The sequence below is a fragment of the Methylocystis parvus genome (assembly GCF_049675845.1).
Classification (GTDB): domain Bacteria; phylum Pseudomonadota; class Alphaproteobacteria; order Rhizobiales; family Beijerinckiaceae; genus Methylocystis; species Methylocystis parvus_A.
This window is the reverse complement of sequence record NZ_CP187161.1, coordinates 571,020-590,502: the sequence shown is the minus strand read 5'-3', so window position 1 is coordinate 590,502 and position 19,483 is coordinate 571,020. Positions and strand designations below refer to the sequence as shown.

Sequence of the window (19,483 nt, the reverse complement as noted above, 5' to 3'; positions counted from 1 at the left end):
GGGAGAGGGAACGCTCACGATCAGCAATGTCGATGAGGGCGACAATATGCTCCCTCTCCCGCGAAGCGGGGGAGGGTTGGGGAGGGGGCTTCAGCCGATGACCATCAATGTCCTGATGCCCGCCCTCTCGCCCACCATGGAGCAGGGCAAGCTCGCAAAATGGCTGAAAAGCGAGGGTGACGAAGTCAAAGCCGGCGACGTCATCGCGGAGATTGAAACCGACAAGGCGACCATGGAGGTCGAGGCGGTCGACGAGGGCGTGCTGGCGCGCATCCTCGTGCCCGGCGGGACGGAGAATGTCGCCGTAAATACGCCCATCGCCGTGATCGCAGGCGAGGGCGAGGACGTCGCCGCCATAGAGGCGCCCCCGGACGCCAAAGCCCCGCCGCCGCCGACCGCGCCGCAGGACGAGCCGGGCGAGGCCAACAAGGCGCGCACGGAAGCCGCCGCCGAGGCCGCCGCCCCGGCGCCGAAGCCCGTGAGCGTCGCCGCGCCGCCGGCAGTCAGCGCCGCGCCGGAAGTGCCGGCCGGCACGACCATGATCCCCATGACCATGCGCGAAGCGCTGCGCGACGCCATGGCCGAGGAGATGCGCCGCGATCCCAACGTCTTCGTCATGGGCGAAGAAGTCGCGGAGTATCAGGGCGCCTACAAGGTCACGCAGGGCCTGCTGCAGGAATTCGGCCCCATGCGCGTGCGCGACACGCCGATCACCGAATATGGCTTCGCCGGCATCAGCGTCGGCGCGGCTTTCGCGGGGCTGCGGCCCATCGTCGAATTCATGACCTTCAATTTCTCGATGCAGGCCATCGACCACATCGTGAATTCGGCGGCGAAGACGCTCTACATGTCGGGCGGGCAGATCCACAGCCCCATCGTCTTCCGCGGCCCGAACGGCGCAGCGGCGCGCGTTGGCGCCCAGCACAGCCAGGATTATTCCGCCTGGTATTCGCAGGTGCCGGGCCTGATCGTCATCTCCCCGTCCAACGCCAGCGACGCCAAGGGCCTTTTGAAGGCGGCGATCCGCAGCAACAATCCGGTGATCTTCCTTGAGAACGAAATTCTCTACGGCAAGACTTCGGAAGTTCCGGCGCTCGAGGATTTCGTCCTGCCCATCGGCAAGGCGCGCATCGCGCGGCCGGGGACGGACATAACGCTCGTCTCCTTCTCCATCGGCATGACCTACGCGCTCGGCGCCGCCGAGGAGCTGGCGAAGGAGGGGGTCGAAGCGGAGGTGATCGACCTGCGCACGCTTCGGCCCATGGATATCCCAACTGTCGTCGAGTCGGTGAAGAAAACGGGGCGCTGCGTGGCGATCGAGGAAGGCTGGTCGCAAAGCGGCGTCGGCGCGGAGATCGCGGCCCGCTTGCAGCAGGAGGCGTTCGACTATCTCGACGCGCCGGTCGCGCGCGTGACCGGCAAGGACGTGCCGATGCCCTATGCAGCGAATCTCGAAAAGCTGGCGCTGCCGAGCGTCGCCGAAGTCGTCGCGGCGGCGAAGGCCGTCCTTTACAGGGCCTGAGGCATGGCGCTCGTTACTCCCGACAGCGGCGCGCCGCGCATCTTCGCCTCGCCCCTCGCGCGCCGTCTCGCGAAAGAGGCGGGCCTAGATCTCGCGTCTCTCACCGGCTCCGGCCCGCATGGCCGCATCATCGAGCGCGACGTGAAGAGCGCCGTCGCCGGCGGCGTCACGAAGAAGCCGGCTCCTGCGCAAAAGCCCGTCGCGCTCGCTGAGGCGCCATCGGCTGCGACGACGCGCAAATTCTATGAGATCGACTCCTATGAGGAGGTCCCGCACGATTCGATGCGCAAGGCCATCGCGCGGCGGCTCACCGAGTCGATACAGACAGTCCCGCATTTCTATCTCAACATCGACTGCGAGATCGACGCGCTGCTGAAGCTGCGCGAGGACTTCAACGCCGCCGCGCCCAAGCGCGCGGACGGGACGCTCGAGTGGAAGACCTCGGTCAACGACTACATCGTCAAGGCGCTGGCGCTGGCGCTCCAGCGCGTGCCGGAGGCGAATGTCACCTTCACGCCCGAGGCGATGCTGAAGCACAAGGCGTCGGATATCGGCGTCGCCGTCGCGATCCCCGGCGGGCTCATCACGCCGATCGTGCGCAACGCGCAGGCGAAGACGGTTCGCGAGATCTCCGACGAGATCAGGGAGCTCGCCGGCCGCGCGCGCGAGCGCAAGCTCAAGCCGGTCGAATATGAGGGCGGCGTTTCCGCCGTCTCCAATCTCGGCATGTACGGGATCAAGAGCTTCTCGGCGGTGATCAACCCGCCGCAATCGACCATCCTGGCCGTGGGGAAGGGCGAGCCGCGCATGGTGGTGAAGAACGGCGCGCCGGCCGTCGCGACCATCATGAGCGTGACGCTCTCCTGCGATCACCGCGCGGTGGACGGCGCGCTGGGCGCGGAGTTGCTGGCGGCGTTCAAGGCGTTGATCGAGCAGCCGATGGCGCTCTTCGCGTGAAAGAGACATCCACGCTGACCTGCCCACACTGCGGCCACGCCGCAACGCAGACCATGCCGACTGACGCCTGCGTCCTCGCCTATGATTGCCCGGCCTGCCATGCGCGCCTCACGCCGAAGCATGGCGATTGCTGCGTTTTCTGCTCCTATGGCGACGTTCCGTGTCCCCCCGTCCAGAGAGAAGGACGCTGCTGCGCATAGCGACTCGCAACAACGGCATGGACGCGCGCGCCTTTTAGCGGCATATCCGTGTTTAGAGTTCCTCTAAACAGCTAAGGAGCGGCCGTGGCGACGGAAGCGGACATTCTGAAAGCGCTCGAAAATCTTTATGCGCCCGGCGGCGTATCGCTGGCGCGGGCAGTGAGCGGCATCAATCTTTCCGGCGCGAAGGCCTTCGTTTCGCTTGCGGGCGATCCGGCGAAGGCCGAGGGCTGGGAGATGGCGCGCGCCAACGCCGAGAAGGCGATCAAGGCCGTGCCCGGCATCGAATCGGCCGTCGTGACGCTCACCGCCGAACGGGCGCCGGGCGCCGCGAAGGCGGGCGGCCACGACCATCACCATCATCACGGCCACTCGCACGCCGCGCCGCCGCCGCCCCAGCAGCGCAAGGGGCTCGCTCCGGCGCTGGAGAAGATCCGCTTCATCATCGTCGTCGCCTCCGGCAAAGGCGGCGTCGGCAAGTCGACGACATCGGCGAATCTCGCGCTCGGCCTCGCCGCGCAGGGTTGGCGCGTCGGTCTGCTCGACGCCGACATTTACGGCCCCTCCGCGCCGCGCCTCTTCGGCCTGCACGAGAAGCCCAAAGTCGAGAACGGCAAGCTCGTGCCGCTCGAAGCCTATGGCGTGAAGATCATGTCCATGGGCTTCCTCGTCGATGAGAACGTGCCGATGGTCTGGCGCGGGCCCATGGTGACGCAGGCGCTCAGCCAGATGCTCGGGGAGGTGAACTGGGGCGAACTCGACGCGCTCGTCGTCGATATGCCGCCCGGCACCGGCGACGTGCAGCTCACCATGGCGCAGCAGACGCCCATCGCCGGCGCGGTGATCGTCTCCACGCCGCAGGATCTCGCGCTCATCGACGCGCGCCGCGCGGTGGCCATGTTCCAGAAGGTCGAGGCGCCGATCCTCGGCATCATCGAGAATATGAGCTACTTCCTCTGCCCGCATTGCGGGGGGCGCTCGGAGATCTTCTCCCACGGCGGCGCGCGTCATGACGCCGAGCAGATGGGCGTGCCTTTCCTTGGCGAGGCGCCGCTGGACATGAAGATCCGCGAGACCTCGGACTCGGGCAGACCCGTCGTCGGCGCCGAGCCGGACAGCCCGCAGGCTGCCGTCTATCTCAATCTTGCCGCCAAGGTGAAAACGCTGCTGGAGACAACGAAGCAGCGCGCCGCCCCGAATATCGTGGTGGGCTGAGCCCTCGTTCATTCATGGCTCGCCGAAAAAGAAAAACCTTCGCGCGAGGGGCTCAGACTGCCGCCAAAGTACGGTTGACGCCCCTCGTGCTTCGAGACGCCTGCTGCGCAGGCTCCTCAGCATGAGGGGCTCCTTCTTTCTGCGCAGAGCACTAAGGCCTCATCCTGAGGAGCGAGCGAAGCTCGCGTCTCGAAGGAGGAGGCCGCCTGGGTAGTTTATTGGCAAGCTGAACCCCTCGTGCTTTCGCCCGAGGGGTTTTTTTGCTCAAGGACGCTGCTTTCGGTCAGAAGCGCGTGGGAATGATGGAATTGTCGCCGGTGTCCCACTTGTAGTTATAGCCGAAGGTCATCTCCCATGCCTGAAGCCACGGTGTGACTGTGGCGCTCGGATTGGGAGCGCCAAAGGGCAGGCCCGGCTGCTGCGGTATCCATTCCTGGCCCGTGAAGCTGTTCTTGAAGGCGTAGACGAAAGCGAAGTCGAGCGACGAATTCTTCGTGAAGGCGTAGTTGGCGCCGACCGACGCGTGATGACGATTGATAATGGGCGCCAGAATGTTCACCGTGACCGAGCGGGCGCGAAGCGGGTTGCTGCTGTAGTGGTAGCCCGTGCGCAAGGTCAGCATCGGCGAATAACGCCATTCCGCGCCGACCGCGGCGGAATCAACGTCTGTCCAGTCGAAACCAGGGCCCGAGGCGGTTCCCATCGACCCCTTGGTGATCGGGTTTGACGGATTCCCGAGCGCAGGTTGCATCGAATAAAACGTATGCCGCCAGTCGGCCATGACCGTGAGATTGGGCAGGATGTCATAGGCGAGGCCGGCCTGAATGTTGGCCGGAACGTCGAAACGCCCATGGTCGGCGATGATGCCCGAATATTTGTCGAGGCGAGACATCCACATCGGCGTGGCGCCCGAGACGCCGAAGCGCAGCTTGTCGGTAATGCCCCAGGTCAGGCCGGCGCGCAGACCGCCGCCCCACGACCAGTCATAGGCCATGTCCGACAGTTCCCAGGGATTCGACGAGTAAAACGCGAATTGCTTGGCGCCCTGGAGGTTGAACATCTGGACGGCGACGGTCGGCGCGACGCCGATGGTGATCGGGCCGATCGCCGTGCCGAAGCGACGCGCATAGGAGACGCTGAAGAACGCCTGTTGAAGATCGATCCCTGCGAAACCGCCGCCGAACGGGCCGCCATTCGGGCCGTGCCAATGTGCCCAATCGTAAGCGGTGTTGATGCCGCCATTGGCGTAGCTGGCGACGCTCCACGCCGAACTTTCGTCGATCGGCTGGATATAGCCGCCATTTGGCACCGGGAACCAGGGACGGCCGCTCTCGACATTGCCCGGCGCGATAACGCGCGGCGTTCCCTTCGTATAGTAGCCGCGCTCCCCGTTGATCACGGTCAAGCCGAACTGAAACTGGCGCTCGAGGCCGACAATGCCTGCGGGGTTGACGGAGATGGCCATGGCGTCGGCCTGATCGGCGACGCCGGCGCCGCCCAGCGCCTTCTGGCGCGCGCTATAGCCGATCGTGAAATAGCCATCGGCGGCGATAGCCGAGGAAGCGTCCGCGAGAAGCAACGCGGAGGCGGCGAGCGCAAAGCGACGCGAAGGAATTTTTTTCATGGTGGTGGACCGGCCTGGGCTGTTCTTTGACGCAGAGACTCACCAAAAACTACACCTATGAAGCGTAGCTGAATCTCTGTTTCCCAGGCAGGCGGCTTGGGCTCGATCGATGGAAAAAGCCAAACATTGTCACGTTAATGCAACAGTTTACATTGAGCAGGCGCAGCAATTGTTAGTATATTGTTAACTCATGCGGCGAAGGACGTAACGAAAATGCGCGTCCAGTCGCTCTGCGCTGACGAGCTCGTCGCCTGTCTGTTTCGCAAAGGCTTCGAAGTCCAGCATGGAGCCGGGATCGCTCGCGAGAACTTCGAGCGTCTGGCCGATCGAGATTTCCTTGAGCGCCTTCTTCGTGCGCAGAATCGGCATCGGGCAATTGAGGCCGCGGGCGTCGAGGCTCTTGTCGGTCATTGGTTCTCTCAGACGAAAAGATTGATGTCGGCCTTCGCGGCCTCGGAAAGATATGTCGCCGCGCCCCCGAATGAGACGCCGTCGATCATGTCTTCTTTCTTGAACTCGAAGAGGTCCATGGTCATCTGGCAGGCCACGAGCTTCACGCCGCTTTCGAGCGCAATGTCGCGCAGCTCCTCGATGGAGGCGACGCCCTTCTTCTCGATCATGTTTTTCATCATCGCCGTCGCGCCCGCGGTGACGCCCGGCATTGCGGCCAGCAGATTCGGCATGCCGAGATGCATGCCGCCGATCGGCATTTTCATCGCCGGATTGCCCAGCGGCGAAATTTCGAGGTCGAGCTTCTTCTTGAGAAGGCCGAGACCATAGAAGGTGAAGAAGAGCGTCGCGTCCATATCCATCGCGGCCGCGGTCGTCGCCAGGATGAAGGGCGGGTAGGCCCAATCCAGCGTGCCTTTCGATACGATGATGGAGAGCGCCTTTCGGTTGGGCGTCGTCTCGTTCGTCACGATGCTTCCATATGTTGGGGCCGCGCGAGCGGCGAGGCGAAGCCATACCAGCCCCGCGCGCTCTTTAGCAACGATATCGAGGCCCTCGAAGCGAAGCGAAAGCTCCGCGGCGACGTCACAAAAGGCGGCTCCACAGGCCGTACCATCCGCCTGCGCACATTGCGAGAATCGAGGCGACGACGAGGTCTTCGGTCGCCGGCGGCTCGAAATGCAGCAAGGCGGCGAGCGGTGGGAAATAGAGGCCGGCCGCCACGACAGAGAGCGCCACGCTCGCAATCGCCCAGAAAAAAGCGTTCTCCCGGGCGAAGGGCGATACGCCCTTCGGCAGCGCATCGGCAAGGGCCAGCGTCAGATTGGCGACGATCAGCGTCGCGAAAGACAGGCCGCGCGCCTGCGGTTCAGGCAGGCTGACGCTGCTGGCCAGCACATAAACGCTGAGCACCGCGAGGAAGACCACGAAGCCCTGCGCAGCGCCAAGCAGCAGGTCGCGCGTTCCAAACAGCGGCTCGCTCTGCGGCCTTGGCGGTTTGAGCATCGCGTCCTTTTCGCCGGGCTCGGCCTCGAAGGCCAGCGAACAGGTCGGGTCGATGATCAATTCCATGAGCACCACATGCGCGGGCAGCAGCATGGGGGGCAGGCCGAGCAGGATCGGCGTCAGCGCGAGACCCGCGATCGGGACGTGGATAGCGGTGATGTAGGTGAGCGCCTTGCGCAGGTTGGACGAGATGCGCCGGCCGAGCTCTATGCCGGCGACAATGGAAGCGAATCGATCGTCGAGCAGGACGATATGGGCGGCCTCGCGCGCCACATCCGAGCCGCGCTGGCCCATGGCGATGCCAATATGGGCCGCCGCGAGGGCGGGGCCGTCATTCACCCCGTCGCCCGTCATGGCGACGATATTGCCGTCCGCCTTGAAGGCTTCGATGATGGCGAGCTTGCTCGTCGGCATGACGCGGGCGAAGACGCGCGTCTGGCGGATTTTTCCCCCCAGCCCCTCCGGCAAGGTCTCGGCGATTTCCGCTCCGGTCACGACCCCCCCGGAAGCGTCGATGCCCGCCGCGTGCGCAATGGCGAGCGCCGTCGCCGGATAGTCGCCCGTGATCATGGCGACGCCGATCCCAGCGCGGCGCGCCGCGGCCACAGCGGCCGGGACGTCGTCGCGGACCGGGTCTTCGAAGGCGAGAAGGCCGAGAAGGCGGTAGGGCGCGCCATCGCAATCGCCTGGTGTCGCTTCGGTCTCGGCCACGGCGAGCACGCGCAAGCCTTCGCGCGCCAGTTCCTCGACCGTCGCCGCATAGCGGGCGTGGACATCTTCGCTCACGGAGGCCAGCCGGAAGATCGCTTCGGGCGCGCCCTTGGCGGCCTTGAGCGCGCCGCCTTCGACGCGCCAGGACTGGATGAAGGCGAGAAGCTCCGGCGTGATGGGGAAGCTTTCGATCGCCGTTCCCGCCGCGGGAATCTCAAGTCGCTCGGCGAGCGCATGCACGGCGCGGTCCATCGGGTCGACGGGATTGGGGCTCGACGCGCGCAAGGCCGCGAGAATAAGCCGGTGTTGCTCGGCATCCGGCGCATCGGGGACCGGCTCCACGGCTCCGCCGACATAAAGGCGCGCGACCGCCATGCGGTTTTGAGTCAACGTGCCCGTCTTGTCGACGCACAGGAGCGATGTGGAACCCAGCGTTTCGGTGACGGAAGAGCGGCGCACGAGCACGTTCCGGCGCGCCAGCCGATAGGCGCCGATCGCGAGGAAAATCGCCAGCACCATGGGGAATTCTTCCGGCAGCAGGCTGATCGCGAGCGTTATGCCCGCGAAAGCGCCCTCGAACCAGTCGCCATGGATCAGACCGTAGACCACGATCAGGAGCGCGCAGAAGACGAGCGCGAAAAGGCCGAGTCTCGCCACCAGTTCTCCGGTGCGCTTTTGCAGGGGACTCTGCTCGCCCTTGATCGAGGCGAGCGACGCGCCGAGGCCCCCGACGGCCGTTCGCACGCCGGTCCGCCCGACCTGCGCGACGCCAGACCCGCGGACGATCATGCAGCCGGCGTAGAGAAAGGGCGTGTAATCGCCGCCGGGATCGGGAAAGGCGAGATCGGCCCCTTCGCCCGCGAGCGTCTTCGTGACAGGCGCAGACTCACCGGTGAGCACGGATTCGTCGACGACGAGCGCGTCGCCTGACAACAAGACACCGTCCGCCGGAAGCCGCTGGCCTTCTCCGACGAGAATGACGTCGCCTGGTGCGAGATCCCGAGCCGGGATGCGGCGCTCCTCGCCGTCCCGCAGCACATGCGCCATGGGCTCGGCGAGCTTTTGCAGCGCCCGAAGCGCGCGGTCGGTGCGAAACTCCTGAATGACAACCAGCGAGATCGTCAGCACCGCGCCGAACGTCACGAAGAGGCCTTCGCCGAGATCCCCCAGAAAGAGATACAGCCCCGCCGCCGCCGCGAGCAGAAAGAACATCGGCTCCTTCAGCGTGCGCAGGACGATGGTGAAAACGCCGACCGGCGGCGCCTCGGGCGGCGCATTCGGGCCAAATTCTGCGAGGCGTCGCGCGGCTTCGTCGGAGGTAAGGCCGCTGGGGCTTGGCTTTGGCATCGAATCCTCTGGACGAGTCGTTCGGCGGAAATCTAGGCCGCGAGGGCCGCCAAAGGAAACGCTAAGCAAAAGCGAGGATGTAAAGAGCCCGCCGCCTGCATGGCTCGAAGACAAAAGCGCGCCGAAGGTTTTCTTCTCGCCGTCGTGCGTCTCTACTCGCGACGCGCATATGGCTGCAGTCGTCGAAGCCTCGCGCTCCATCACGAACTCGTATCGGTTGAGCCGTGGCCGTTGCGCGATGCGGTTGAATCGCGCTGGCTCGCCTTTCGCGATGGAGCCGGCGCCAATCGACGCAGCTTGTTGGGATGGGAGCGGCGCCAGCCGGATTGGCTCGCCGGGAAAGGGTATCGCAATAGCATTCTTTGCGTGCGCGGCCTCGACAACCGTAAGGATGTTATCGCTCGCCGCCCTTGGTCCCGCCCGCCCGCCTTGCCGTGGCCGTACGAACCGACTACTTTCCTCCCGATGGCGAGGGGCGCCGCGTTTGCGGCTGAGAAGCACCCGTCGAACCTGATCCGGGTCATGCCGGCGGAGGGAATGCCAGAGCAGGGCGCTTCGCGCCCGTACTCTCCCTTCCGTTCCGTCGCATGACCCTTGTCCGCTCCCCTTGAAGGAGCGCGATTGCGAGGGAAGCGCGACCATGAACATTCACGACAAGCGTACGCCGCAGAGCGTCACCACTGGCCCTATCGGCAAGTCGCGCAAGGTTTATTCCTCGCCCGCCGGCAGTCCGGACATTCGCGTGCCCTATCGCGAGATCCCGCTCGATCCCTCGTCCGGCGAGCCGCCGCTGCGGGTTTACGACCCCTCCGGTCCCTATAGCTGCGAGAACTTCACGCCCGACCTTTCCGCGGGCCTGCCGGCGGCGCGGCCATGGCTCGCGACGCGCGCCGGGCTCGAAACCTATCAGGGTCGCGCCGTTAAACCGGAAGACAACGGCTTCGCGGAAGGCGAACGTCTCGTGCCGCCATGCCCGGCCGAACGCAAGCTCTATCGCGCCGCCGGCTCCGGCCCAGTGACCCAGCTCGAATTCGCCCGCGCCGGCATTGTCACGGAAGAGATGATCTATGTCGCGCATCGTGAGAATCACTGCCGCGAGCGCGCGCTGGACGTTGCGAAAGAGCGCATTGCCGATGGCGAAAGCTTCGGCGCCGCCATCCCCGAATTCGTCACGCCCGAATTCGTGCGCGACGAGATCGCGCGCGGCCGCGCCATCATTCCGGCGAACATCAACCACGGCGAGCTGGAGCCGTGATCATCGGCCGCAACTTCCTCGTGAAGATCAACGCCAACATCGGCAATTCAGCGCCGTGACGTCCTCCGTCGCCGAGGAAGTCGAGAAGATGGTGTGGGCGATCCGCTGGGGCGCCGACACGGTCATGGACCTCTCGACGGGCCGCAACATCCACACCACGCGCGACTGGATCATCCGCAATTCGCATCGGTGCCGATCGGCACCGTGCCGATCTATCAGGCGCTGGAAAAGGTCGGCGGCGATGCGCTGAAGCTCGACTGGGAAGTCTTCAAGGACACGCTGATCGAGCAGGCGGAGCAGGGCGTCGATTATTTCACGATCCACGCCGGCGTGCGTCTCGCTTACGTGCCGCTAACCGCCAGTCGCGTCACCGGCATCGTCTCGCGCGGCGGCTCGATCATGGCGCGCTGGTGCCTCGCAGCACAAGGAGAGCTTCCTCTACGAGCGCTTCGACGAGATCTGCGACATCATGCGCAAGTACGACGTCTCGTTCTCGCTCGGCGACGGCCTGCGCCCCGGCTCGATTGCCGACGCCAACGACGCGCGCAATTCGCCGAGCTCGAGACGCTGGGCGAGCTGACGAAGATCGCCTGGGACAAGGGCTGCCAGGTCATGATCGAAGGCCCCGGCCATGTGCCGATGCACAAGATCAAGGCCAATATGGACAAGCAGCTGAAGGCCTGCGGCGAGGCTCCGTTCTACACGCTCGGCCCGCTCGACGACCGACATCGCGCCGGGCTACGATCACATCACGTCCGGCATCGGCGCGGCGATGATCGGCTGGTTCGGCACGGCGATGCTCTGTTACGTCACGCCGAAAGAGCATTGGGGCCTGCCCGACCGCGACGACGTGAAGGTCGGCGTCATCACCTACCGCATCGCCGCCCACGCCGCCGATCTCGCCAAGGGCCATCCCGCCGCGCGCGAACGTGACGACGCCATGAGCCGCGCGCGCTTCGACTTCCGCTGGACGGACCAGTTCGAGATCGGCCTCGACCCCGACACGGCGCGCGACGACGCGCTATCCCGTGCCCGCTTCGAGTTCCGCTGGCAGGATCAGTTCAACCTCTCACTCGATCCCGACACGGCGCGCAAGTTCCACGACGAGACGCTGCCGAAGGACGCCCACAAGGTCGCGCACTTCTGCTCCATGTGCGGCCCGAAATTCTGCTCGATGAAGATCACGCGCGACTATCTCGCGCCGGTGACCAAGCTGCACAACTACGCCTATATCGTCGGCGAGATCATGGATTCCTATTACTATCCCATGACGCCGGCGCAATTGGACGCGCGCACGAAGGAGCTCGTATCGGTCCTGCGCGACCAGGTCGATGTCTGGGAGATCGCCAACGAGATCAATGGCGAGTGGCTGCGCGCCAATCCCAGCGGTCCGGCGGCCACGGCGACGTCTCAGGAACAGCAGATCGGCCAGATGGTCTTGCAGACTTACAACACCGTGAAGTCGGTGGGCGGCAAGACCATGGTGACCCTCTATTACAATCAGGATCCGGTTGGCGAGAACTGCTGGATGTTGCCGGTCGACAACTGGCGCACCTGGCCAAAGCAATTCCTGCCCGCGACAGTTTTGAATGGCGTCGATTACGCCATGTTCAGCTTCTACCCGTATCAGGACTGCCCCAATCTGAAGCCCAACTGGCCGGCTGATTTCGCGCTGCTCGAGAGCATGTTCCCCAATGCGAAGGTCGGCTGGGGCGAAATCGGCACCTCGAAGGTCAGCGCGCCCCAGACGGTGCAGACCAATATGCTGAAGTCCAAATATTCGAAGGTGCTCACGCCGCCTTCGCCGCGGTTCGTGGGCGGCGTCTTCTGGTGGAACTACGCCGAGCAGATGGTTCCCTATACCCCGAGCTATTACTGGACGCTGCTCCGCGACACGATCACGCCCCTGCCGGCCCCCAAATAAGGCTGCGAGGCCGACGACAGAGCGCCCGCTTCTCCCGTGCAGACGTTAGAAGCGGGCGTTGCCGTTTCCATCCCGGCATCCGTCCGGTTTGAGCTTCGCGCCGTCTTTGGCGAAGAACGCCCTCATTTTGACGACAAACTGGCTGTCTCCCTGCCCGTGATTGCGTGACGCTCCACATGAGTTTCAGAGGATCTCGCGGCTTCCCGGAGTGACGGGGCCCGAGAGGACGGAGGGAACGTCATGGCCAATCACGAGACGAATCTGCCCAAGGAAAAATACACGGGCATGCGTGAAATTAATTTCGCGCTCACGCCCAACGTCCTGATCTGCGGCGTGGCCGGCGTCGGGCTCGGCGCGATCCTCGCCTATTGGGGAACGAGCGACATCCCGATCATCGCTGCGACGGCGATCGTTTTCGGCATCCTTTCCGGCATCTTCGGCATGTTTGTCTGAGCCTGGCCTAGACGCTCCGAACTGCACGAAGACGACGCCCGGCCCCGTGGGCCGGGCGTTTCTCATAGGCGGACGGCTTCAGCCAATCGGCGCCGGTCCGGCGTAATCGCGCCGTCGGCTTCACGCCGGTTCGACCAAACAGAGAATAAATGCCAGTTGTGATCGCCGAAGCAATATTCTGGCGGAAAGTGGAAAACCGCCCGGCCTTTGACGGTCGGGCGTTAGAGGCATGGCTAAAAGAGGGAACAGGAAGGGATTTACCTGAAAAGCTGCGACGCTTGATGCATCAACACGAGAAAAAACCCGAGGCCCCCGGAAATAAACATCAATGCTTTGAGCAAAGAGCTGCGACCGTGCTGCACCATGGCGTTCTTCCTCCCGGTTTCTATTGCGCGAATTGCACGGAAGTCAGATTACATGTCGTGTTGGATGACAAAAGCGCCAGTAAAAACAAAAGTGGCGGGGCCAAATTTCAAAAAAGTGATCGGACCAGTCTTGCCGCTGCTTGGCCTTTGCCGCCGTTTCGGCGGTCGATCTTGCCGTCCGCCAGCGCGCCCGGCCGTCCGGCCGGGCGCGCTTTCATGTCAGCTACCGTTCAGGACCTGCACGTGAACCGCGCCCGTGCCGCGCGAGATCAGGCCGATGCGTGAGGCGGCGCCGCGGGAGAGATCCAGGCTCCGGCCGGTCCAGGCCGCCGGGCCGCGGTCGTTGATGCGCACCACGACCGACCGGCCCTCATGCGACACCAGGAGCCTCGTGCCGATCGGCAGAGTGCGATGCGCGGCCGTCAGGTCCCACTGGTTGAAGCGCTCGCCGCTCGCCGTATGGGTGTTGGGCTCGAAGCGGCGCGGGCCGCCGCCATAAAAGGAGGCGTTCGCCACGAAAGAGCGGGCGTTTTCCGGCATCGAGAAGCTTGCGGCGCTGGCGCCGCGACGATGCGCGCCACCGCGCTCGGATTGAACTTGTTGCTGTGCGTTCGCGCCGCTTAAGAGCTGCGAGAGGAAATCCTGCGCGGCGGCGGGAACAGTCGTCAGACCAACTGCGACAAGCACAGCAGAGATACGCTTCATCAGTTCTTTGGCTCCTCATCAGGAACGTCGTACATCCAAAGAGAAGCATCAAGGATGATGCCGCTCATTGAAATGTCATGCGACGTAGTGGAAGTGAGGCGCTCTTGTTAAAGACCAAATGAGGCAAAAAATGTTACACGGATACTCACAAATTTCTCTTTGCGCTTAGCTCAATTTAACCATGTTCAAGTGGCGATGGTGGTGACAATATTGCCGCAATTCGACCTCGCAGTTCGCCTAAACGCGCGTATCAATTGTGGAGTTTACGCCGGTTGCAGGCTTGTCGGCCGCCCCGCCGGCTGACAAAACGGCGGTGAGGCGCCAAAAGGCGGCGGGAGACATCGACATGACTGACACCAACCGCCCCGCCGTCATCGGCGTCGTCACTGCCTCGGACCGCGCCAGCGCCGGCGTTTACAAGGACGAGAGCGGCCCCGCGATCGAGGCTTATCTGACCGCCGTTCTCACGACGCCTTTCCGCATCGAGCGGCGGATCATTCCCGATGGGTTCGAGAGCGTCCGCGATACGCTGATCGACCTTGCCGACAATGTCGGCTGCGACCTCGTCGTCACCACCGGCGGCACTGGGCCGAGCCCGCGCGACCTCACGCCCGAGGCGACGCTCGCCGCCGCGCCGCGCGAATTGCCGGGCTTCGGGGAGCTGATGCGGCAGGTTTCGCTGTCGCAAACGCCGACGGCGATCCTCTCGCGGCAGGTCGCCGCGCACCGCGACAAATGTCTCGTCATCAATCTGCCGGGCAAGCCCGCCGCGATCGAGCTTTGCCTGAACGCCGTCATGCCGGCGGTGCCTTATTGCCTCGACCTGATCGGCGCCGCCTATATCGACACCGACCCCGCGCGAGTGAAGGCGTTTCGGCCGAAGAAGTAGCTACCCGTTCGGGCAGGGGCGCATTTGCCGCGACAACGGGAAGGCTTCTCTTAACGACTTCCCGTCTGTATAGGGAAGAGCGCGTCAGCAGGCCCGAGTCGCCCCTTCGCGCGTCAAGGGTAGTGCTGTAGGCGAGGGCTTGAAGAATGAGCGATTTGCGTCTGGTCGTGGTAGGCGCGGCGGGCCGTATGGGTCGTATGCTGACGCAGACCATTCCTGACACGCTGGGCGTGCGGCTCGTCGCCGCGCTCGAGGGCGAAGGCGCCTCGTCGATCGGCGTGGATAGCGGCGCCGCCTTCGGGCAGGGTCCGAACGGCGTTCCGGTGACGAGCGACGTGGAGGCGGCGCTGGCCCAGGCGGACGCCATCATCGATTTTTCCTCGCCGGCCGCGACCGTGGCCATGGCGCGCGCCGCCGCGCGGGCGCGGGTGCCGCATGTGATCGGCACGACCGGGCTCACGCCGGACGATCTCGCCGCCATCGCCGACGCAGCCCGGGCGACCGCGATCGTGCGCTCAGGGAATATGAGCCTCGGCGTCAACCTGCTGGCGGTTCTGGTCGAAAAGGCCGCGAAGGCGCTGGGTCCTGCATGGGACGCCGAAATCATCGAGATGCACCACAAGATGAAGGTCGACGCGCCTTCGGGCACGGCGCTGCTTCTGGGCGAGGCGGTCGCGAATGGCAGGGGGATCGAGCTCGCCGAGCACAGCGCGCGCGGCCGGGACGGCCTCACCGGCGCGCGCAAGGCCGGGGATATCGGCTTCGCGGCGCTGCGCGGGGGCACCGTCGTCGGGGATCACACAGTGATTTTCGCCGGCATGGGCGAGCGGATCGAGTTTTCGCATCGCGCGGAGGACCGCGGCGTTTTCGCGCGCGGCGCCATCGCCGCCGCGATCTGGACGCGCGACAGGAGCCGCCGGTCTTTATTCCATGGCCGACGTGCTGGGCCTTTCCGGCGAACCCTGAGTTCTGCGAGATAAGAACGACCATGCACCGCACACTCGTCCTCGTCCGGCACGGCCAGAGCGAATGGAACGCCAAGAACCTCTTCACCGGCTGGAAGAACCCGGACCTCACGCCGGAAGGCATTGAGGAAGCGCGCCGCGCAGGACGTGAACTGAAGAAGTGCGGACTGCATTTCGATATCGGCTTCACCTCGGCGCTGCTGCGCGCGCAGCACACTTACGACCTCATCACCGAGGAGCTGGGGCAGGCGGGACTGCCGGCGCTTCGCGACCGCGCGCTCAACGAGCGCCATTACGGCGATCTCTCCGGTCTCAACAAGGATGAGGCGCGCGAGAAGTGGGGCGAGGATCAGGTGCATCTGTGGCGGCGCTCCTACAGCGTCGCCCCGCCCAATGGCGAGAGCCTGAAGGACACGGTCGCGCGCGTCGTTCCGTTCTATGTGCAGAAGATGCTGCCGCTCGTCCTGCGCGGCCAGAGCGTGCTCGTCGCCGCGCACGGCAACAGCCTGCGCGCGCTCTGCATGGTGCTGGATCAGCTCACGCCCGAGAGCGTGACGACGCTGGAACTGCAGACCGGCGAGCCGATCATCTATCACCTCAACGCGGATTCGACCGTGGCGTCGAAGAAGGTGCTGTCGCACTGAGGCGCGCGCGCCGCCCCGAGCCCCGTTGCGGAGAGATACGCCGCAACGACATATCCGCTCATGGCTGAGATCGTCCCCGGCGCCTTTCACTTCCCCGGCTTTCTTGACGCGGCCGCGCAGGAGCGGCTTGCGCAGGAGATCGCCGCCGTCATTGAACAGGCGCCGCTTTTCGTTTCTCGTATGCCGAAATCCGGCCTGCCCATGTCGGTGCGCATGACCAATTGCGGGCCGCTCGGCTGGATGAGCGACAGGGACCGGGGGTATCGATACGAGCCGCGCCATCCCGAAACCGGTGCGCTCTGGCCGCCGATCCCCAAAATGCTCCTGGATATCTGGGACGAGCTGACGCGCTACCCCAAGCCGCCCGAAGCCTGCCTCGTTAATGTCTATTCAAACGACGCGAAGATGGGCCTGCATCAGGACCGCGACGAAGCGGATTTCGAAGCGCCGATTCTCTCCCTGTCGCTGGGCGCCGATTGTCGCTTTCGCTTCGGCGGCCCCAAGCGCTCGGACAAGACGGTCGGTTTCACGCTCTCATCCGGCGACGCGCTCGTTTTCGGCGGCCCGGCGCGGTTATGCTTCCACGGCGTCGACCGCATCCTGCCGCCGATCCTTACGCCCCTACCGGCGCCGCTCGCGGGGCAGGGCGCGCGGGTGAATCTGACATTGAGGCGGGTGACCTGACGGAAGAGCTGGCGCCGCCTGATGACCGCCCGAGTTTTTGATCCTCACGCTACGTTGGCCGCGCGCCATGCTTTTCCATCGAACAGGCGGTGGAGGATTCCCCGATCGAGATGCAGCCGGCCTCCGGCGGCTTCGTAATTCTCGCCCCAGTCTATGAGCATGGTCAGGCAGGCGTGATCGATGTAGGTCAGTTCGCCCAAATGGACGTGCGCGTCATAGCCCGCCGGTATTTTTTCAAGTGCGGCGGCGAATCTCGGCAGGCGAATGAAGGTCGCCGCACCGTCGAGATAGACATGCGCGACGCGCGAATGGCCGTCTGTCTCGACGCGGATCGCGAGGTGCGAGAAAGTGTAGACGAGCCGCGCGAGCGATACGGCGATTCCGAGCATTATGCCGGTGAGAAGATCGAAACCGACGACGCCTGCGAAGGTGACGCCGTACACCAGCGCCTCCATGCGATCTTGCCGCCATAGATCCTTCAGGAAATCGACCTTGACCAGCTTCACCCCGGTATAAACGAGAATGGCGGCGAGAGCGGCCACGGGGATCATGCTGAGGAGTTCCGGCAGCAGCAACACAAAAAGCAACATCCAGGCGCCATGCAGAAAAGACGAGAGCCGCGTCCGCCCGCCCGCCATGACATTGGCCGAGGTGCGCACGATCACGCCCGTCAGGGGCAGGATATTGAGGAAGCCGCATAGGATGTTGCCGATACCTTGCGCGGCGAGCTCGCGGCTATAATGCGTGCGCTGGGCATGGCGCTGAAGCGAATCCGCGGCTGTGGCCGTGAGCAGCGACTCGGCGCTGGCGATGAAGGCGAGCGACAGTCCCGCCAGCCAGACGCCAACGTCCCTAAGGGCGTCGAGATCGGCCAGTCCCAGGGGACGCGCCGCGTCGAGCAGCTGCTCGGGCACGGGAACCCGTCGGATATCGAGGCCAAGCGCTGTTGCGGCCGCCGTGGCTGCGACGACTCCGAGCAGCGCGGAGGGCACGAGTCGCAGAGCTTTTGGAGCCAGTACTGCCCATGAGGCGATGATCGCGATGGTCAGCAATCCGATGAGCGCCGCCGGCCGGTGCATCGGCTCGTTCACGCCTTTCCAAATCGCGCCCGGCAACAGCGCGAGATTGATGAGGCCGCCGAACTCCTTGCCCGTTCCGGGAGGCGCATCGTCAACCATCACGTGGAACTGCGAGGCGAAGATCAGGATGCCGATACCCGCCAGCATGCCCTGAATGAGCGCGGGCGACACGGCTCGAAACACGGGGCCTAGACGAGCGAGCCCGGCGAGAACCTGGATTGCCCCGCCGATCGCGACGATGACGCCGAGAGTTTCGAATCCGAATTGCTGGATGAAGGCCGCGACCATCACGGTCAGACCTGCGGCGGGGCCGCTGACCTGCAAGGGACTGCCTGAGAGAGGGCCGACGACAAGGCCGCCAATGATCGCCGTCGCGAGACCGGCCGCCGCAGCCTTTTCCATCGGCACGCCGGACGCGATCGCAATGCCCATGGACAGCGGCAGCGCGACCAGGAAGACCACTACGGAGGCGAAGACGTCATATCCGAGGTTGCGCAAAGTGCGCGCGTTCAACGGATTCATGGGCGCGTTCTCCCCAACAGCGGTAAGCTTGCGAGGTCAAATATGGCGAGGATTCCGTTTCACCAGCCGAGAGTGGCGAAGTCCTGGACCATGCCCCGCAGCAAGGAACAGTTTTCTCCACATCGCGCATGGATGCGCCGATCCGCCAAAGAGGTCGCTCTCGCAACGCGTTCCGCTCCGGGGTTCAGGCTGCGTTCAGACCGAGGGGGATACTTTCCCGACTGAGACTGCGGGGTGGCGGTATTGTGTCAGAGCGGCCCTTCTTGTAGTTTCGAAGCTGTCTAAAGAGCGCCCGCGAGGCGCCAACCCTTTGGCAGGCGCGTTTCAAGAATGGGCGGTCGCAAGAGCGACGCCGAGGATGAGGAAAGGAACAAGGATGAAGACGATTTCCCTGCTGACGTTCGCCGCGAGCGTCGCTTTCGCCGCTTCCGCCGGCACGGCCTTCGCCGCTGGCGACGCCGCCGCGGGCGAAAAGGTCTTCGCCAAGTGCAAAGCCTGCCATCAGGTCGGCGAAGGCGCCAAGAACGCCGTCGCTCCGGAGCTGAACGGCGTCGAAGGCCGCAAGGCCGGCTCGGTCGAGGGCTACAACTATTCCGAGGCGATGAAGAGCTCGGGCATCACCTGGGACGCGGCCTCCTTCAAGGAGTTCATCAAGAACCCGAAGGCCAAGGTCCCGGGCACCAAGATGATCTTCCAGGGCCTCGCTTCGGAAGGCGACCAGGACAATGTGTGGGCCTACCTCGCCCAGTTCAGCGCGGACGGCAAGAAGAAGTAATTCTCTACTTCAGAATCCGATTACGAAGCGGCCCTGATTCAGGGCCGCTTTTTGTTTCTTTTATGCAACAGTCAAGAGAAAATAGTATTGTCAAAATTGAAGCCTTTCCAACAAAGGGTTTGGCGGGTTTATTTCACATAGAGCGACAAACTTACAAGATTTCCAACCTCATGCGTGAGCCGTTGACCAGCG

General features: G+C 64.4%; 19 protein-coding genes, 2 pseudogenes and 1 riboswitch. Of the genes and pseudogenes, 15 read left to right on the top strand and 6 right to left on the bottom strand.

Going from position 1 to position 19,483, the window contains the following annotated elements; all coding sequences use genetic code 11:
• The first annotated feature begins 97 nt into the window (after positions 1-97).
• From ACPFMJ_RS03215 to ACPFMJ_RS03200, 4 genes are all read left to right on the top strand, one after another.
• Positions 98-1,522: a pyruvate dehydrogenase complex E1 component subunit beta gene (locus tag ACPFMJ_RS03215; RefSeq protein ID WP_424362430.1), complete on the top strand. Its 1,425-nt coding sequence runs from the start codon at positions 98-100 to the stop codon at positions 1,520-1,522.
• Positions 1,523-1,525: 3 nt separating this feature from the next.
• Positions 1,526-2,479 (top strand): 2-oxo acid dehydrogenase subunit E2, encoded by a 954-nt coding sequence (locus ACPFMJ_RS03210; RefSeq protein WP_424362429.1) that lies wholly within the window; start codon positions 1,526-1,528, stop codon positions 2,477-2,479.
• Between the two features lie 53 nt (positions 2,480-2,532).
• Positions 2,533-2,679, top strand: coding sequence for a GDCCVxC domain-containing (seleno)protein (locus ACPFMJ_RS03205; RefSeq protein ID WP_424363782.1), 147 nt, complete (start codon positions 2,533-2,535; stop codon positions 2,677-2,679).
• Positions 2,680-2,763: 84 nt separating this feature from the next.
• A complete protein-coding gene (locus ACPFMJ_RS03200) occupies positions 2,764-3,894 on the top strand; it encodes a P-loop NTPase (RefSeq protein WP_424362428.1) in 1,131 nt (376 codons plus the stop codon).
• Positions 3,895-4,177: 283 nt separating this feature from the next.
• On the opposite strand, the gene ACPFMJ_RS03195 is transcribed toward ACPFMJ_RS03200, so the two are convergent.
• From ACPFMJ_RS03195 to ACPFMJ_RS03180, 4 genes are all read right to left on the bottom strand, one after another.
• On the bottom strand, positions 4,178-5,518 hold the full coding sequence (locus ACPFMJ_RS03195; RefSeq protein ID WP_424362427.1) for an OmpP1/FadL family transporter: 1,341 nt from the start codon (positions 5,516-5,518) through the stop codon (positions 4,178-4,180).
• 183 nt (positions 5,519-5,701) lie between these two features.
• Positions 5,702-5,929 carry a sulfurtransferase TusA family protein gene (locus ACPFMJ_RS03190; RefSeq protein ID WP_424362426.1) on the bottom strand — a complete coding sequence of 76 codons (228 nt, stop codon included), beginning with the start codon at positions 5,927-5,929 and terminating at the stop codon, positions 5,702-5,704.
• An 8-nt stretch (positions 5,930-5,937) separates the two neighbouring features.
• The gene (dsrE2, locus tag ACPFMJ_RS03185) at positions 5,938-6,438 is read right to left on the bottom strand and encodes a sulfur carrier protein DsrE2 (RefSeq protein WP_424362425.1); all 501 of its coding nucleotides are present in this window, start codon (positions 6,436-6,438) and stop codon (positions 5,938-5,940) included.
• A 115-nt stretch (positions 6,439-6,553) separates the two neighbouring features.
• Entirely contained in the window at positions 6,554-9,532 is a 2,979-nt protein-coding gene (locus ACPFMJ_RS03180; RefSeq protein WP_424362424.1) for a cation-translocating P-type ATPase, read from the bottom strand.
• Positions 9,493-9,586: riboswitch (TPP riboswitch) on the top strand. (Overlaps the previous gene by 40 nt.)
• An 85-nt stretch (positions 9,587-9,671) precedes the next feature.
• Here ACPFMJ_RS03180 and ACPFMJ_RS03175 point away from each other — a divergent pair.
• The 6 genes and pseudogenes from ACPFMJ_RS03175 to ACPFMJ_RS03150 all read left to right on the top strand — a co-directional run bounded on the left by ACPFMJ_RS03175 (position 9,672) and on the right by ACPFMJ_RS03150 (position 13,313).
• Positions 9,672-10,286 (top strand): phosphomethylpyrimidine synthase ThiC, encoded by a 615-nt coding sequence (locus ACPFMJ_RS03175; protein ID WP_424362423.1) that lies wholly within the window; start codon positions 9,672-9,674, stop codon positions 10,284-10,286.
• A 55-nt stretch (positions 10,287-10,341) separates the two neighbouring features.
• Positions 10,342-10,536, top strand: a complete 195-nt coding sequence (locus tag ACPFMJ_RS03170) for a phosphomethylpyrimidine synthase ThiC (protein ID WP_424362422.1) — start codon at positions 10,342-10,344, stop codon at positions 10,534-10,536.
• A pseudogene (locus tag ACPFMJ_RS03165) lies at positions 10,476-10,943 on the top strand (phosphomethylpyrimidine synthase ThiC); the annotation flags it as partial. The gene ACPFMJ_RS03170 and the pseudogene ACPFMJ_RS03165, both read left to right, overlap by 61 nt.
• 115 nt (positions 10,944-11,058) lie before the next feature.
• Positions 11,059-12,210: a phosphomethylpyrimidine synthase ThiC gene (locus tag ACPFMJ_RS03160; RefSeq protein WP_424362421.1), complete on the top strand. Its 1,152-nt coding sequence runs from the start codon at positions 11,059-11,061 to the stop codon at positions 12,208-12,210.
• A 240-nt stretch (positions 12,211-12,450) separates the two neighbouring features.
• Positions 12,451-12,663 carry a hypothetical protein gene (locus tag ACPFMJ_RS03155; RefSeq protein WP_424362420.1) on the top strand — a complete coding sequence of 71 codons (213 nt, stop codon included), beginning with the start codon at positions 12,451-12,453 and terminating at the stop codon, positions 12,661-12,663.
• A 149-nt stretch (positions 12,664-12,812) separates the two neighbouring features.
• Positions 12,813-13,313, top strand: a complete 501-nt coding sequence (locus tag ACPFMJ_RS03150; protein WP_424362419.1) for a hypothetical protein — start codon at positions 12,813-12,815, stop codon at positions 13,311-13,313.
• On the opposite strand, the gene ACPFMJ_RS03145 is transcribed toward ACPFMJ_RS03150, so the two are convergent.
• Positions 13,248-13,733: a septal ring lytic transglycosylase RlpA family protein gene (locus ACPFMJ_RS03145; protein WP_424362418.1), complete on the bottom strand. Its 486-nt coding sequence runs from the start codon at positions 13,731-13,733 to the stop codon at positions 13,248-13,250. The genes ACPFMJ_RS03150 and ACPFMJ_RS03145 overlap by 66 nt on opposite strands.
• A 346-nt stretch (positions 13,734-14,079) precedes the next feature.
• Here ACPFMJ_RS03145 and mog point away from each other — a divergent pair, with 346 nt between their 5' ends.
• The 4 genes and pseudogenes from mog (at position 14,080) to ACPFMJ_RS03125 (ending at position 16,915) form a co-directional block, all read left to right on the top strand.
• Positions 14,080-14,622, top strand: a complete 543-nt coding sequence (gene mog, locus ACPFMJ_RS03140; RefSeq protein ID WP_424362417.1) for a molybdopterin adenylyltransferase — start codon at positions 14,080-14,082, stop codon at positions 14,620-14,622.
• A gap of 146 nt (positions 14,623-14,768) precedes the next feature.
• A pseudogene (gene dapB, locus ACPFMJ_RS03135) lies at positions 14,769-15,588 on the top strand (4-hydroxy-tetrahydrodipicolinate reductase).
• Positions 15,589-15,610: 22 nt separating this feature from the next.
• Entirely contained in the window at positions 15,611-16,231 is a 621-nt protein-coding gene (locus tag ACPFMJ_RS03130; protein ID WP_424362416.1) for a 2,3-bisphosphoglycerate-dependent phosphoglycerate mutase, read from the top strand.
• A gap of 60 nt (positions 16,232-16,291) precedes the next feature.
• Entirely contained in the window at positions 16,292-16,915 is a 624-nt protein-coding gene (locus tag ACPFMJ_RS03125; RefSeq protein ID WP_424362415.1) for an alpha-ketoglutarate-dependent dioxygenase AlkB family protein, read from the top strand.
• Between the two features lie 44 nt (positions 16,916-16,959).
• Here the strand turns inward: ACPFMJ_RS03125 and ACPFMJ_RS03120 are convergent, their stop codons facing one another.
• Positions 16,960-18,516 carry a SulP family inorganic anion transporter gene (locus tag ACPFMJ_RS03120; RefSeq protein WP_424362414.1) on the bottom strand — a complete coding sequence of 519 codons (1,557 nt, stop codon included), beginning with the start codon at positions 18,514-18,516 and terminating at the stop codon, positions 16,960-16,962.
• 376 nt (positions 18,517-18,892) lie between these two features.
• Between ACPFMJ_RS03120 and ACPFMJ_RS03115 the strand changes: the two genes are divergently transcribed.
• Entirely contained in the window at positions 18,893-19,291 is a 399-nt protein-coding gene (locus ACPFMJ_RS03115) for a cytochrome c-554 (RefSeq protein ID WP_424362413.1), read from the top strand.
• The last annotated feature ends 192 nt before the right edge of the window (positions 19,292-19,483 follow it).